This window comes from Pedobacter sp. AW31-3R, from assembly GCF_052180285.1.
Classification (GTDB): domain Bacteria; phylum Bacteroidota; class Bacteroidia; order Sphingobacteriales; family Sphingobacteriaceae; genus Pedobacter.
Genome location: NZ_CP197475.1, coordinates 6,175,135 through 6,191,655 on the forward strand (window position 1 = coordinate 6,175,135; position 16,521 = coordinate 6,191,655).

11 protein-coding genes are annotated in these 16,521 nt (G+C 40.0%); 2 read left to right on the top strand and 9 right to left on the bottom strand.

The annotated features are described in order from the left end of the window. Positions 1-20 precede the first annotated feature (20 nt). The 6 genes from ACSBL2_RS25165 to ACSBL2_RS25190 all read right to left on the bottom strand — a co-directional run bounded on the left by ACSBL2_RS25165 (position 21) and on the right by ACSBL2_RS25190 (position 9,107). Positions 21-1,538: a RagB/SusD family nutrient uptake outer membrane protein gene (locus tag ACSBL2_RS25165; protein ID WP_442589314.1), complete on the bottom strand. Its 1,518-nt coding sequence runs from the start codon at positions 1,536-1,538 to the stop codon at positions 21-23. Between the two features lie 18 nt (positions 1,539-1,556). Then, positions 1,557-4,553, bottom strand: coding sequence for a SusC/RagA family TonB-linked outer membrane protein (locus tag ACSBL2_RS25170; RefSeq protein WP_442589315.1), 2,997 nt, complete (start codon positions 4,551-4,553; stop codon positions 1,557-1,559). A 17-nt stretch (positions 4,554-4,570) separates the two neighbouring features. After that, positions 4,571-5,629 (bottom strand): FecR family protein, encoded by a 1,059-nt coding sequence (locus ACSBL2_RS25175; protein ID WP_442589316.1) that lies wholly within the window; start codon positions 5,627-5,629, stop codon positions 4,571-4,573. Positions 5,630-5,686: 57 nt separating this feature from the next. Then, the gene (locus ACSBL2_RS25180; protein ID WP_442589317.1) at positions 5,687-6,217 is read right to left on the bottom strand and encodes an RNA polymerase sigma factor; all 531 of its coding nucleotides are present in this window, start codon (positions 6,215-6,217) and stop codon (positions 5,687-5,689) included. Between the two features lie 159 nt (positions 6,218-6,376). Next, on the bottom strand, positions 6,377-7,570 hold the full coding sequence (locus tag ACSBL2_RS25185; protein WP_442589318.1) for an inositol-3-phosphate synthase: 1,194 nt from the start codon (positions 7,568-7,570) through the stop codon (positions 6,377-6,379). Between the two features lie 256 nt (positions 7,571-7,826). Further along, entirely contained in the window at positions 7,827-9,107 is a 1,281-nt protein-coding gene (locus ACSBL2_RS25190; RefSeq protein ID WP_442589319.1) for a nucleotide sugar dehydrogenase, read from the bottom strand. 251 nt (positions 9,108-9,358) lie between these two features. Between ACSBL2_RS25190 and ACSBL2_RS25195 the strand changes: the two genes are divergently transcribed. Beyond that, complete coding sequence (locus ACSBL2_RS25195; protein WP_442589320.1) at positions 9,359-11,128, top strand: ATP-binding protein; 1,770 nt, start codon at positions 9,359-9,361, stop codon at positions 11,126-11,128. Here the strand turns inward: ACSBL2_RS25195 and ACSBL2_RS25200 are convergent, their stop codons facing one another. The 3 genes from ACSBL2_RS25200 to ACSBL2_RS25210 form a co-directional block, all read right to left on the bottom strand. Continuing rightward, positions 11,129-11,884, bottom strand: a complete 756-nt coding sequence (locus ACSBL2_RS25200; RefSeq protein ID WP_442589321.1) for a hypothetical protein — start codon at positions 11,882-11,884, stop codon at positions 11,129-11,131. A 1,318-nt stretch (positions 11,885-13,202) separates the two neighbouring features. After that, positions 13,203-13,937, bottom strand: coding sequence for a LytR/AlgR family response regulator transcription factor (locus tag ACSBL2_RS25205; RefSeq protein WP_442589322.1), 735 nt, complete (start codon positions 13,935-13,937; stop codon positions 13,203-13,205). Continuing rightward, positions 13,930-15,003: a sensor histidine kinase gene (locus ACSBL2_RS25210; protein WP_442589323.1), complete on the bottom strand. Its 1,074-nt coding sequence runs from the start codon at positions 15,001-15,003 to the stop codon at positions 13,930-13,932. The genes ACSBL2_RS25205 and ACSBL2_RS25210 overlap by 8 nt, the downstream gene beginning before the upstream one ends. A gap of 186 nt (positions 15,004-15,189) precedes the next feature. On the opposite strand from ACSBL2_RS25210, the gene ACSBL2_RS25215 reads away from it, so the two are divergent. Then, positions 15,190-16,521, top strand: coding sequence for a TolC family protein (locus ACSBL2_RS25215; protein WP_442589324.1), 1,332 nt, complete (start codon positions 15,190-15,192; stop codon positions 16,519-16,521).

A 16,521-nucleotide genomic window follows, 5' to 3' on the forward strand; every position in this document is an offset into this window, starting at 1 on the left:
TTCAAGGATTAGCTATTGTATTAGTATCCAGGATTCTGAACCAGTTTCGGATTTAGCACCAGTTCTGTTGCAGGAATAGGGAAAATTCTGCGGTAAACACCTTCATTCCCTTTTTTAAACTGCCATGCATTTTCATATTTACCATAACGGATCAGGTCATTACGTCTCCAGCCTTCCCAGGCCAGTTCTCTTCCCCGCTCCACAAAAATATCTTCTAAGGTAACACTGTTCAATATTGGTGCTTTTGCACGGATACGGACTTTATTCACAAGTTCCAATGCATCTGCTGAACTTCCTCCTTGTCTTAATAGTGCTTCGGCCTGCATCAGGTAGACATCAGCAAGCCTTAATACTGGCATGTCGTTATTTTGAAAACGGGTGCTGCTATTGGTATTCGGATCTGGTGCATATTTAACAGAACGAACACCCCGGGATATTCCGCCAACCTCAGCCCCAACATCCATCGTCGCTTCATTGGTCAATACAATTTCCGGTGTAAAATTCAACTGGAAATTACCTGTCTTTACCGGTGTTCCATCCGCAAGGGTTTGTGGGCCGGCCAGCCAGGTTGCATTACGCACATCGTCCTTAAGATTAAAGGTATTGTAGAAATCGGCTATGGTACACATGGCATTACTCGGACTAAAAGGAAGATTATATTTAGCTCTTAAAGCACTATGCAGTGAGTAACGGGTCATTGCATTACCATTGGAATAATTGGCATCATAGGTCGCAGCAAAAATCGTTTCTGTATTTGCAGTATTTGTTGGCGAAAACAGATCGTTATAATTACTCATTAAAGCCAGGGAAGATTCGTCCATGATTTTATTACCGTATGTTATCGCCTGGGTATACATTGCCGTACCTGTATATTGTTCCGCGTTTAGATACATTTTTTGCAATAGCGCATAAGCCATCCATCTTGTAGGACGCCCGTAATTGGCAAGCGTAACTGTAGGGGTAGCAACCAATGTCTCTGCTGTTTCCTTTAGTTCATTTTCAATATACTCAAACACCTCTTTTCTTGTGGATTGTACAGGTTGTTCTGAATCACCAAAATATATAATAGGTACGTTACCATACAAATCCATCATATAGAAATAGAAAAGTGCACGCATAGTTCGTACTTCGCTGACATAGGCAGTTTTAACCGGCCCATCCGCTGATTTCTCTAACAGGTTAAGCACCCTGTTGCAGTCGCTAATCCCAGCATATCCCCATTCCCAGGTAGATTGCACAAAAGGGTGATCTACTGTCCAGCTATGTTTATGAAGAAACATATAACGTCCGTTATCATAATAACCTACATTCCGTGCAGGAATAATTGCTTCGTCGGTCGCTAATTCCTGAGTCCAGAATACACTCACCCCATAGTTTGTTGTAAATTTTGGGTAGATCGTTCCAGTTGCAGCGCGATAAGCATCCTCAGTGGTAGGAAAATTCTTATCAGTATACTGCGATTCTACACCTATATCTAATTTGGTACAACTGCCCAAAGCCAATGCAGCCAGGGTAGCAATAGTATATATTTTTTTCATTTTAATAAGTATTATGGATTAAAGACTCATGCTAAGTCCAAACATGAATGTGCGTGTTTTGGGATAAAAATTACGGTAGTCAATACCTGGTGTCTGTCCTGCCATATCAATCTCTGGATCTACACCTTTATATTTAGTGATAATAAACAGGTTATTAGCGCCACCGTAAATACGGAATGATCTCGTTCCTTTGATATTAAAAGTATATCCTAGGGTTGCGTTATCCAGTCTCAGATAAGAACCGCTTTCCAGGTACCTGTCCGATACAAAGTGTGCATTAATATCCTTGATAGATTCATTGAGTGTACTTGCCAGAATATTTGTTTGTGCGGCATAAATCGGCGCATTCATATCTGCCATAGTAGCATTCAGGATTTTATTACCGTATACGCCACGGATAAATACATTTAAATCGAATTGTTTATATTTAAATGTGTTATTCCAGCCATATAATAATTTAGGCTGTGCAGAACCTGTTACAGTGAAATTATCAAATCCGCTATTGGTTGCAGAAGCATTGCCGTCTTTATCATAAAACATAGACACGCCCTCTTCATTTTTACCCGCATATCTTAAAGTATAATAAGATCCAAGAGGCAAACCTTCCTTAATGATCTGATATCCGCTACCTGACTGTCCTCTGCCACCCAGATTAGCCGTATAAATTTGCTCGGCAAAAAACTTCTCATTAGAGATTGAGGTAATCTCATTCTTATTGTGTGACAAGTTCAGTGCAGTTGTCCAGCTGAAATCCTTAGTTCTTACCGGTGTAGTTTTCAGCGAGAGTTCTATCCCTTTATTGCTCATCGAGCCTACATTCGTAGTAAGTATATTGAATGGATATCCCTGAGAAAAAGTAACTGCATAAGAACCAATAAGGTCCGTAGTTTTTTTATCATATACATCAAGGGCACCAGATAGCTTTCCTTTAAACAATTCGAAGTCTAAGCCTAGGTTCATGGTGGCAGTACGCTCCCATTTCAGGTTAGGGTTTGCATTTTGCGCAGGCCCAATTCCTGGAAGATACCCTCCATTATAAGGAAAATACTCAGATTTCCCATTAAGATATTGAGCAGTAAAGGCATTGAAACCAATGGAGTTACCAGAGACACCGTAACCTGCACGGAATTTCAAGGCGCTTACAAAATTAATATTGGCCATAAAGGCTTCCCGGTCGATATTCCATCCGGCAGATACAGAAGGGAACATTCCCCAGCGATTATTGGCACCGAAGGCTGATGAACCATCACGACGCAGTGTTCCCTGCAATAAATATTTCCCTTTATAGTCATACATGGCGCGACCATAGAAGGAAATCAGTCTCAGTGTTGAGATATAAATATCACCATAGTCAACTACAGTACCCCCATTTCCATTACCGAGACCAAGATTATTCCAGCCGAGCTCATCCGAAACAAAACCCTGTCCCGAAGTCTGGAAACCGTCTCCATCCCGGTTTTCCTGCCACGAATATCCGGCAAGGAATTTTAAATTGTGGTCACCAAAAGATTTGTCATAGTTGAAATAACCCTCTATTACTTTCTGGGTATTGGTAATAGAAGAACGTTTGGCATAACCACCCAATCCCTGCATGAGCATAGATGACCTTTTATAATACAAATTTTCTTCAATCTTCTCCCTCTGGATAGACCCCATAGTGGTAAAGTCAAGTCCCCTCAGGATATTCACTTTTGCAGATCCATTGATCAGCGTTAGGTTCGTTTTGCCCTGAATGGTATTGTCATTTAATAAAGCTACCGGGTTATAATATCCTCCTGTACCCTTGGTTCTTGAAGGATCCTCAGAATAACTACCATCTGCTGCGTAGACACCTACCGTAGGAAGGAAAGTAAACATATTATTGTATACTTCGCTGGCAATCTTATTATTGGTGATGCTGCTGTTGGTTACATTCAGGTTTAATTTCAACCGGTTGTTCAGCATACGCTGCTCCATATTTCCACGTACAATAAAACGCTCTGAGGAAGAGGTTTTAATAATTCCTTCATTATCAAGGTAATTTACACTGGCGCTGTAAGAAGAATTTTCTCCGCTACCAGCTAAACTCAGGTTATGGTTGTGGGAAAAACCTGTTCTGGTCACCTCCTTAAGCCAGTCTGTATTGCTGCCATCATTATTTACCGCATCAAGGGTTTTACCATTATCGGCAAGGTAGGTGCGCAGTTGGTCACCACTGGCCATATCGATTGCGTTAGAAATTGATTCGGTAGCTGCATAGGCACTGTAACTTAATGTCGGCTGACCTTTAGATGCCCTGCGGGTAGTGATCATGATTACGCCATTTGCCGCCCTTGAACCATAAATTGCAGTAGAAGAAGCATCTTTCAAGACTTCCATACTGGTAATATCATCTGGTGCGACTACATCGATTGATGCTCCGGGAACTCCGTCAATGACATAGAAAGGCTCTTGTGCCCCATTCCTGAAACTTGACGGCCCCCTCAGGATCACTGAAGGTTTGTCGTTCGGATTTCCACTGCGGGTAATATTCATACCAGCAACCTTACCTTGTAAAAGCTGCCCGGGAGAACTCACCACGCCCGCGTTAAAGTCTTCCGGTTTTACGGAAGTCACCGATCCTGTCACTTCATTCCTTTTACTTTTTCCATACCCGATAACGACTTCCTGGAGGTTATTCTGTTGTTCCTTAAGCTTCAGATTTAAGGCTACCTGCTGACCGGCACTCAGCGTATAATTAGACAAGGTGTCTGTCTGGTATCCCATATAACTGAAAATAAAGCGGTATGGCCCACCAGCAGGAAGGTTACTGAAACTGAACAATCCATCTGATGAGGAACGGGTATTTACCACTTTCTTTGTACCCTGGTGTTCGGCCCTGATGCTCACTCCGGGAAGTGGCTGCCCTGATACGTCTAATACCACACCTTTTACAGGGGTTTGCTGCGCAGAAACCTGCGTTGCTGAGCACACCAGTGCAAGTGCGGCTAGGCATCTGAGGCTCTTTAATTTTTTTAAGTACATAATTGTGTTCATGAATATGTGTTTGTTATTTATTTGACTGTTGTGTTTGTATTTTTTTGAATGATATATTCTTGTTCCGCACCTCTGGATAAAGCCATGTTATTGATGAGGCAAATCACCTGCAGGACACTTTCAATATTCTCCTTGTCGATATTGACCTCTCCTGTATAAGTGATGTTTTTGATGTCTTTATTTTCTGCTGTAATTTTAACCTGATAAGCAGTGCTGAGAAGTGTGATGACCTCTTTTAGCGGGATATTTTTCATGGTGATGATATTGCCTTCCCTGACAAGAGAAACTTCCGGAAGTATTTTCACCGGAGCCGGCACCTTCACGATACGGGACAATTGCTCCTCTCTGTTGTAGATCAATTCTGATTCCGCCTTTGAAAGGTACATCGGTCCTTGTTTTGAAGATGCGGATTCAGGAATGACAACAATTTTACCGGTATGCAGCTTTACAGAAGTATGCTGTTTGCCTGCTATGGTGTTAATGGTAAAAGAGGTTCCCAAGGCAGTAGTTTTCAGTCCCCCGGCATAAACACTGAAAGGGCGTTCCGGATTTCGTTTCACCTTGAAATAAGCCAGGCCGGTAAGGTATACATTACGCAAAGGTCCGGTCAATCCTCTTTCATACTTCAGGATACCTTCAGGATAAAGTGTGACTATAGAAGAATCGGGCAGTTGCACCATTTTTTTTGTATGGTTGCTATTCGTCACCACTTCCCATACTTTCGGTTGCGGCACAGGTAATACCGTTGATGCAAGTTCTTTATTCTGCTGTACAGTAGCAGGTGGGCGGCTCAACCATATACCAAATGCAATCACGAGGAACACAGCAGCGGCAGCGGCATATTTTCCCGTCCTGAAGACAAGCGCTTTCAGCTTATATTTCTTATTTTCCTTCTCTGTAACCTGTAATACCTTTTGCAGGATCACACCATACATTTTCTCTGATGTTCCTTTCGGTAGCTCCTGCTGTTGTTGGTGTTCATTCCATTCCTCATCACTAAAGATTTCCTGAATTTTTTTTGTGTAATCAGAACCTTTAGAGCGGAGTGTAAAGTAATGACGTTTTTTAGCCTTCATACTAACATTACGTATGCCAGGCAGCTATCCCTTACGAGTTAACAATTACTTAATATACTACAAAAAAATGCTGTACATGTACTGGCGGAGTCTGGAAAGTACTTTACCAATATGTGCTTCTACGGTTTTAGGGGAGATGGAGAGAATTTCGGCAATTTCCTTGTGACTGAGTCCTTGCTTTCTGCTCAGGTTGAAGACCATCTTACGGATGCGAGGAAGATTTTCAATTTCATCTTCAAAATGTTTAAGCATATCCCTGCTTTCGATCATTTTCATCAGACTATCGGAAAAAGGATTTAGCGCAGATTCGCTGTTATGTCTTGAACGGGTGGCTTCTTTACGTAATTCATCAATCATTACCTGCCTGGCCATCCCAAACAACTGAATGTTCAGTTCTACATTTTCCTGTAGCGCTTCACGCTGTTGCCATAACCTGATAAAGGTCAATTGCACTACTTCTTCCGCTAGAAAATCTGATTGTGTTTTGTGATTTATGAAACTATATATCTGTGGGTGATACAACTCGTAGACAGTATTAAATACAGTAAGGTTGCCTTCTCTAAGGTTGCTTATAATCTTAGTATCCATAAGAATACAAAATTATTGGCCACTATTTGGAGTTTTTGACGGAAAAGATTAAGCTTATGTAAAGTTTAGGTGAAATATATTGAACCATATTTCCCATAAAAAAGAAAAAGCCGCAGCAGTCATCCTGTTGCGGCAAAAAAAATCATACAATAGAAAGAATTATTTCTTTAGTTGTTTTTTAGTAGATTCTGTCAGCTGACGTTTGGCCAAAGAGTGGCATTCATAAATCGCATCACTGAACATCATTTGCTCTGGTGGTGTTTTTTGGGTTGAAGCTGATGGGCCTCTCAAAGCACCTACCAAACCCAATTCCCTTGCTACATATACGTATCTGATGGCATCGATAACCACACCAGCAGAGTTCGGAGAATCCTGAACCGACAACTGTGCATCAAAGATTACCGGAGCCCCCATAAAACCTTCCAATTCCAGACGGAAGTTGGCTACTTTATTGTCTCCATAAAATGCAATATATTCTGAAGGACCTGCATGTAAGAAACTATCTTCAGTTGAAATACCCCTGATATCATTCTGGGCCCTGATTACATTTTCTTTAGAGATCTTTTTAGACTTCAGTCTGTTTTTATCTTCCATATTAAGGAAGTCAGTATTTCCACCAACATTTCTTTGGATATGTGCTTTTACATGGTGGCCTCTTTCAAAGGCAAGTTCCTGAAGCATCTGTGAAACAATACTTGCACCAAACTGACTGCGCATATCATCACCAATAATAGGAATTCCTGCAGTAATGAATTTTTGTTCCCAAACCGGATCTGATGCAATAAATACAGGGATACAGTTCACCAGGGAAATACCCAATTCTATACAGATTTCTGCATAAAACTCTGTAGCTAACTGAGATCCTACTGGCAGGTAGTTAATCAGAACTTCAGCTTTATGCTTAAGCAATTGCTCAATAATTTCAGCCCTTAAAGTACTTACAAGATTTCTATCGTAGTCTACACCATCAATCAGTGAATCTGTTGTTTTAAGCTCTTCTTTAACTAAAAACCTGTTTGCTTCAGGATAAGCAATCATTTGTGGAGATACACCGTCGATTACAGGAGACCTGTATACGGGTGCCTCAGTTTTAATGTTCGCATTTAATACGATCGTACAATTTGGTTTCGCGAAGATAGCGTCTTTAAGAGAAAGACCAATCTTTCTGTCGTCTACATCAAAGGCGCAAACAAATTCAATGTTTGCTGCTTTGTAACCACCAATGTCATCAGCCATTAAGCCTGATGTTTTATCTGTAAATTCTGTATAATACTCTACACCTTGTACAAGTGAGCTGGCGCAATTACCCACGCCCAGGATTGCAACTTTGATTTTATTTTCTTGGTTTTGCATTATTGATTGGGTTATTCTTTATTTATAAGTAGGCTAATAAATTTGTCAACCGTTCTTAATCAGCGCAAAAATAGAAATCAACTTGTAATTTCAATCATATATCAGCTAATTAATAGATAAAATTAGCTGAATTGCTGAAAGTTTTACATTCTGACAACTTTCAATTTATAGTCAGTACTTTCCCTTCCGGCAAATTTCAGCTAAAAAGCTTATGCTCAACTACAAAAAGAGCGATACAATGATTGTTCCAACAGGATTAAAGTCTGGCATCTGCAAATTTACGGTCAATAAAAGATTTTGTATCAAATACAATTGTGCCATTATTTTTATAGGCCTGATAATCTATTTCCAGAAACTCACGATGTGCTACAGCAAGAATGATAGCCTTATAATCTTTCCGGAGCAACTGAGGCTGAAGCACTATCCCGTATTCTGATTTAACCTCTTTAGCATTTGCCCAGGGATCATATATATCCACAATTACACCAAATTGCAGGAGTTCTTTGTAAATATCAAGTACCCGCGTATTCCTGATGTCGGGGCAATTTTCTTTAAAGGCAAAGCCCAGGATCAGTACTTTATCCCCCTTCACCCTATCGTTACGGGCAATAAGCATTTTCACTACCTTACTGGCTACGAAAATACCCATATTTTCATTCACATTTCTACCAGAAAGAATCACCTGTGGGTTATATCCCAGTGCATTGGATTTATAGGCAAGGTAATAGGGATCCACCCCAATACAGTGGCCGCCGACAAGTCCGGGTTTATATTTCAAAAAATTCCACTTAGTCGCCGCAGCTTCAATGACATCGGTGGTATCTATGCCCATCTTATCGAAAATCAGGGCCAGTTCATTTACAAAAGAGATATTCACGTCGCGCTGTGCATTTTCAATTGCCTTGGATGCTTCGGCTACTTTTATACTTGGCGCTTGGTGCGTTCCTGCGGTAATAATGCTTTTATAAAGGGTATCTATCTGTTCAGCAATATCAGGTGTAGAACCTGAAGTCACCTTTACGATTTTAGTAAGCGTATTGATTTTATCTCCCGGATTTATTCTTTCCGGAGAATATCCACAGAAAAAATCAGTATTAAATGTTAATCCGGAATACTTCTCCAGCACTGGCACACAATCCTCTTCCGTACATCCAGGATATACGGTAGATTCATAAATCACAATATCCCCCTTTTTAAGGAAACCGGCAACCAGCTTACTGGCACTAAGCAATGGAACTAAATCAGGAACTTTAAATTGATCAATCGGTGTAGGAACAGTAATAATATATATTCGGCAATCTTTCAATGTCTCAGGTGCTGAAGATAAGGTGAAAGCAGGGTGGTGTGTCAATAAATTCCTTAAACTTTCCAGATCAGCTTCACGGGTACTGTCTTCAAAATTCTTTAATTCACTGATGCGCTCAGGATTAATATCGAATCCCAGAACAGGGTATTTTTTCGCAAACGCTATGGCAAGAGGGAGACCAACATATCCCAGTCCGAGAACGCCAATTTTTGTTTGAAAATCTATATGCATGTGTGAAATTTGGGAACAAACATACTAATAAAACTTGTTTACTCTATTTTACAGCACCTAAAGAACAGAAGAAGCCTTATTTTTGTTATACGAGAAGAACAATTATTTGCAAAGTATTCCAAAAAGGAGTAGATTGCTCTAAATAATGGTTTTATTAACTAATTATTTGAATTGACGAACAAAAGATCTCGCGTAACGATTATTTCGTAATAGAGATACACATACACAGTCCTATGGTTTTTTTTAGCAATTTGACAGACAGATACAAGAGCCTGCTTAAAAACAATGAAGCGCCTTTACAACAGGCAAGGATAAGAATTTTAACTTTCGGCTTATTGTTGTTGATCCTCTTGGCCGTATTTGTTTTGGGAATATTAGCCATCCATCCGCATCCGGTTATCGTAACCAGGGTTGTTGTATTCATAGGAGCTTTAATTTATGCGGCATACCTGTTGATCTATAAGGAAAAATGGAAGAGTTCGGCACATATATTTTTAATCTCGCTTTGTATTTTCATATGGACAAACATCGTATTATATAAACACGGGGTCAACGTTGTCATGATCCAACTTTCTCTCATTGTCATTTCTTCCAGTTTTTACATCCTCGGAAAAAACTGGGGACTTATTTATGCAGTCTGTAATGTATCTCCTGTAATCATATATTTGTTGTTTACCCGTTTACAGGACGGCAAAGTTTACCTGACCGATTCACAGATCAACAACAATACCTTCATGCTGACCATGATTGCCAACTTCATCCTGATTATCGTCATGCACAATGAGTTCTTTAAATCATTTTATTTAAGTCAGGCAAAAGAGCGGGAACTGAATGAACAATTGCAGTCGGCATTAAACGAAGCCAACGAAGCGACCAGAATGCGATCCGATTTTCTTTCTTCCATGTCTCATGAATTGCGCACCCCATTGCATGCGGTAATTGGCATGACAAATCTATTAAGTGTGGAAAATCCAAGAAAAGACCAGGAAGAGAGCTTGGCCGTACTGCGTTTCTCCACTGAAAATCTGCTCGCATTAATTAATGATACGCTGGATTTCAGTAAAATGAATGAGAATAAAATATCGCTAAATAAAGCGGCTTTCAATCTAAACCTACTTCTTCACAATATTTACTCCTCCTTTCGCGCCAAAGTACAGCAAAAGGGTTTAAACATGATGCTGAATATAGACCTTGACAATGACCTGCCCTATGTGATAGGAGACCAGACCAGGCTCATTCAGATCCTGAATAACCTGGTTTCCAATGCCATTAAATTTACGGATGCAAATGGGCTGATACAGATCAACATTAAAACGATCAGCAGGACTAAAGAACAAATATCACTTTCCTTTGCTGTAATTGACAATGGCATAGGAATACCGGAAAGCAAGCAGGACATCATATTCGAACCTTTTTTACAGGCAAATAATAACATTACCAAGAGATATGGTGGTACTGGCCTTGGTTTGGCCATCGTAAAAAGACTTATTGCACTCCATGGAAGTGAATTAAAGTTAAAAAGCGAAGTCAATAAGGGTTCCAATTTCTCTTTTGACCTGACCTATGAGCTCACGGCAGAAGAATACCAGCCAACCGACCTGCTGACCACAGCAAAAAATGTAGTCGATATCAGTAATCTCCATGTGCTTATTGCAGAGGACAATATGATCAATGTAATGGTGCTGAAGAAAATCCTGGATCAGTGGAGCTGTACCTATGCCGTGGCCGGGAATGGGATGGAAGCATTGGAAATGGCTAAAACAGGTGTATTTGATGTCATACTCATGGATATTCATATGCCAATAATGGACGGATTTGAAGCCTCCAAACAGATTCGTGCACTTGCCAATGTAGAGATTGCGAATATAAAAATCATTGCCCTTACGGCTTCGAGCGAAGTCGATATTCAGCAATCTTTCAGTTATACCTATCTCGACGATTATTTAACTAAACCGTTTTCGCCGGATTCATTGAAGAAAAAACTAGACTCACTGGTACAAAAATCCATACGTAGAATTTGATCAAAGAGGTTTTTTATTTTTCTTCATGCCCCCCACATTGATCACGGCACCAATACTAAAAATGGAGTTGCCGGCGGTCATATACTTCCTGTTCTTCAGTCCAAAATTCCCGCTGCTGGTATATTGAAGCTGTACAGCATCACTCAAACGCATTCTGGTAAAGAATATAGGTTCAAGGTAAATATTATCCTCTTTAGGCCGTGCAATACCGTCAATTAAAAAAGCATCCATCCCTACATGGCTGATGCGCAGTGCTGTCCCATAATTTATGGGATAATCATTCCCGAACAGATGCAGGTTTTTATTCTTTTTTGAACTATAATTCACCTGCAGGAATGTTTTACTATAATCAACCTTTTGCAATTCCGTACGCACCAATACCCCGGAATCAAACTCACGGTAGGTACGCAAAGTCTTTCCGGAGCCTATTCCTGCGTACACTTCTATGATCCTGTTCTTATTCGGCCCAAAGGTGTCGAAATATCCGGCACCAGCTTCTATGAGTTGATGTTCAAAATCTTTCCTGTTACGTTCATATTTCATGTAAGCCCCGCTGAGCAGGACACCAATATGGTTTGATACGGCATATGCACCATTAAAGTTTCCATTTCCTTTTAAGGAGATGTGGGCACCCCCGCTAAATTCTCCTTTTGTGGTCAGCATAGGCGTATTGGGTACATTGGGCATATAAACCGAAGAACAGGAATACAGAAAGGTCAAAAGGGAAAATGAAAGGAATGTGAGAAGTCTTGACATATGGATGGTAGGAACAATTGTTTTTAATTTTTCCTAAACTACAATTTATGCGCCAATTTCTTCCTTAGCAGGCTAACGGGAACATAAAAAATCCGGGAAAGCATTTGTGGATCATTATGCTCCCCCGCTCAGTATCCCTCCGCATCCATCGAAAGTTCATGAGATGGACTGTTTTTAACCAGGGTTCAATAAGGACTCTGCCCTTGCATTTCCTTAAGCCGGATCTAGACCCGAAGCAAAATAATATTTAACTGCTTTTGTTTCCTGCCATTGTCATACTTATATAAAGGGAATAGGCAAAGTAAACTGCCCAGCCGTCTGTACCCTTGCCTAGAAGGATCAAGACTACATCCGGCAGGTGAATCTTTCGCTGAACCTGCTAAAACTTCTCGCTGGCAAAAACTATGCTTCATTAAAAGTTGTTCAGAGATTCTTTGAACAGTTCATCATTGCTGTGCGCATGTTTGGGGCAGGTGAGAATCTTTACAACAGTTTTGTCCTCCTGGCATCAGCTCAAACCCGTTGAATTTATCAATTTATAAATAAATTTAACGGGTCTTAAACAGGGGTAAAATGGAGTCCAAATCTTCTTATTATTGGGCTCAATTCTCCAAAAAAAGTATTTTATTCGCGTTTACACGATTTTAGCCCCTTTTAATAGGATTTTATCCCCTTTTATTAATAAACGTTAAAGAAACGTTTAAAAATTTTAGCCGATTTTACGCCCAGCAGACATCCTTTGATCTTTAATAGGTAGTAATACTATTTTAACATAGTGTACATATTACACCATCAAAATGATTCAAAAAACAGGCTTAAAAACACACTAAAAGACATGAAAATGACACTTATTTTAATTTTATAACACTGATATACAGAATATTACATTTTATTTTAACAATTTTTAACAATTATAGTTGAAGCTATTAAAATAAATTTTAGCTTTGACTTAGTGTTACGGAAACAACGACACAAACTAACCAAATATAAACCGTATGATGATTTGACAAACTTTGTACAATATTAGCATACGGGAAAAGTAAACTAAAAACAACCAAATAAATACGCGGTGTGAGAGCAACGCAAAAACAAACCTTTTCTAACCAAAAAGAAACACTTTGCGTAAAAGCAAAGTAACTACAACCTTTTCTAACCAAAAAGAAACGCCTTGTGTAACAGCAAAGCAATGAAGACCTTTTCTAACCAAAAAGAAACACTTTGTGTAAAAGCAAAGAAACAACAAACCTTTTCTAACCAAATAGAACAGTATGAGCTTTCACCAATGTATACAGGAAACTGTATACATTGGTTTTATTGACTACATCCACTTACTCAGATAAGCAGAAAATGCATCTTTGTACAGCTCTCCGATAGTGATGGTCTGTTCAGCAATTGTCAAACTATTTTTCGTGACTGCACTGACCTTATCCAGCGATATAATATAAGATCTGTGGATACGCATAAATTTTTTTGCAGGAAGCTTTTGTTCAAGTGCTTTTAAACTCGTTAGCGTAAGTAAAGGTTTGTCTGTATTTTCAAGGTATACTTTTACATAATCTTTTAACCCTTCGATATATAAAATATCTTTTACTGCAACCCTTACAAGCTGATATTCCACTTTTAGAAAGATATAACCATCCTCCTCTACAATTGAAGTGACAGCAGGAACCTGAGGCCTGATCAATTCCGCATAAGCCCTGGCTTTATTCGCTGCCTTAAGGAATTCTTCATAATCAAAAGGTTTCAGCAGATAGTCAAGGGCATCAACCTTATATCCCTCCAAAGCAAAATTATTAAATGCCGTAGTAAAGATAACCCTTGGCTTACCGCTTCCAGGTTGTCCTTCCAGTAAACGGGCCATCTGTATCCCTGTTAAATCCGGCATCTGAATATCAAGGAAGATCAGATCCACCTGTTCTCCATGCAGCATCTCCATTGCTTTGATACCGCTCGAAAAACTCGCTGTCAAGTTAAGGAATGGCGTTTTTTCAATAAAACTACAGAGGAGTCCCAATGCCAGGGGCTCATCATCTACCGCTATACATTTAAGCATTGTCCAACATTAAAGTTAAATTTACAATAAATTCATTCGTATCATCAGCTTTAACAGCCGAGAAGGTATGCCGACCGGGATATAACAAATCCAGTCTCCTCTTGGTATTGGTCAGGCCTATTCCACCATATTCATCCGCGGTAACCGTGTGGTCACTGAAGATCGTGTTTCTCACCGTCATAGAAAGCACATGATCTTCTATTTTCATTTCTATAGCGATAACGGATGGAAGCGTAGTACTGACCCCATGCTTAAAAGCATTTTCAATATAAGGCAAAAAAAGCATGGGTGCGATCTGTACATCATTAACAATCACAGGCGCTACAAAATTGACAATGGTGGTATCATGCAGCCTGAGTTTCATCAATTCCATATAATCTGCGATAAAAGAGATCTCCTTGCTTAAAGGGGTGATACCAGCTTGCGTATCATATAATAAATAACGCATCATCCTTGATAATTTATGCAATGCACTTCTTGAAGTTTCAACATCCACATGGGTGAGCGCATAGATGTTGTTTAAGGTATTGAAAAAGAAGTGGGGATTGATCTGTGATTTCAGGTAAGAGAGTTCAGATACGATTTTCTCCTTTTCCAGTGCCTCACGGCTTTGCTTATCAACCTGCCAGGTTTGGATAAGCGTAACACTTGTACTGATACCAATCGTTGCGAAGCTTACCATGACCTGAAAAACATCAATACTTTCTTCTCTTTTGGGCTTAATAATGCCTATTTCAAGAAAAGCTTTCTCCATCAGCTGGGGCAAGGATAACAGGTGATCGACCTCCTTTACCGCCGCACCAGCCAACAGGCATAGGATCACAACGAAGAGCACAAAAAGAAGGTTATCATTCTTCAACAGCACTTTTGGGACGAGGATATAACTGTTGAAATAAAATACCAGCACCAATACCGCCAAAATAAACGCCTGCTTCATCCAGAATTCAGGAGGAAACCTGATGTTCCATGAAAACGGAAGATAAAAAAGGAGAATAAATGCAAATACTGTCCACAATAAGACGTGAAGCAAAACGGTAATATACGAACGGCTTTTCAATGCTATCATCTGTTTCTAAATTTAAGCCTGCTTAGGTGGGTACAAGGTAACGAACATGTTCAGAAAACTCCAAATCTCTACATCCTGAATAATTGCCTCCCTGTCGGTTTGTTTAGGGCATCTGTCTATTCGATTTTTTTTATCAGGTAAAGAACTGTTGATTTGACCAGTTAACAACGATTTTAATAGCAGTATATGTCACAATTCACAATTAAAAGCCTGCTCCTGATCTTCCTTAGCCTGTCTTTTTTTAAAGGATTCGGCCAAGATACAACAGCAGCAAAGGGAATTCCCCCGGTATGGGACCTCGAGGCTTGCCTGCAATATGCAAAGCGCAATAACATTACGCTTAAAAACCTGCGGCTCGATAAGCAAAGTGCCGAAGAAGATAAGCTGCTGGCAAAGTCAGCCCTGCTTCCGGATCTTGCCGCATCGGGTTCATTATCTTATAACCATGTCAACCTGAACAACTCCGGATCAGGAATTAACTCTTCAGGTTCCTACGGACTAAGTTCTGCATGGACTTTATATCAGGGAGGGTATCTTAAAAAAGATATTCAGCAGAAAGACCTCTCTGTACAGTCTGCAAACTTTAGTGTACTGGAAAGCGAAAATGACATTACCCTACAGATTACACAGGCTTACCTGAATATCCTGGTAGATAAAGAGAGTATCATCTACAATCAGGACCTGGTCAAGACTTCCAGGGCACAGCTGGCCCAGGCACAGCGCCGTTTCACTGCAGGTAGTGTAGCAAAAAAAGAGGTCATTCAGTTCGAAGCACAACTGGCAGGAGATAATTATAACCTCACAACGGCTGTAAATGCAGAACGTCAGGATAAGATCACCCTAAAACAATTGTTACAGCTTCCTGAATCCCGTGATTTTGATGTCGTTAAACCAGATACGGTATTATCTGACGGCATTATTCCGGACCTGAGCAGCGTACAGCAATATGCCCTGGAAAATCGTCCTGAAATAAAAAATGCAGAACTGGGGGTACGTATTGCTGATCTGAATGTACAAAAGGCAAAAACAGGCTACCTGCCTACCCTCTCCCTTGGAGCAGGTATGGGAACCAGCTTCGCAAATGACCCGACATACAATACCTTCAGGCAGTTTGATAACAATTTTTATCAACAGGCCGGACTAACCCTTTCTATTCCAATCTTTACCAAAAGACAAAATAAAACAGCAGTCGCGAAGGCGAGAATAGTGATGGAACAATCCAAAAACACCTTGCAAAACGCAAAAACCGCATTAGAACTAACTACAGAGCAGGCGTTTATCACCGTCCAGAATGCAAAGAACCAATTTGTATCTGCGACAGAACAACTCAACTACAACAAGGAACTTTACCGCATTTCGAATGAAGAACTGAGAATAGGGTCAGCGAATATTTATGACTTCTATCAGCAAAGGAATTTGTATGTACAGGCCTTGCAGTCTTTCATACAGGCAAAATACAACGCTGCACTCGCAGCCAGAATTTATGAGTTTTACATTGGAATACCTATAAAATTATAA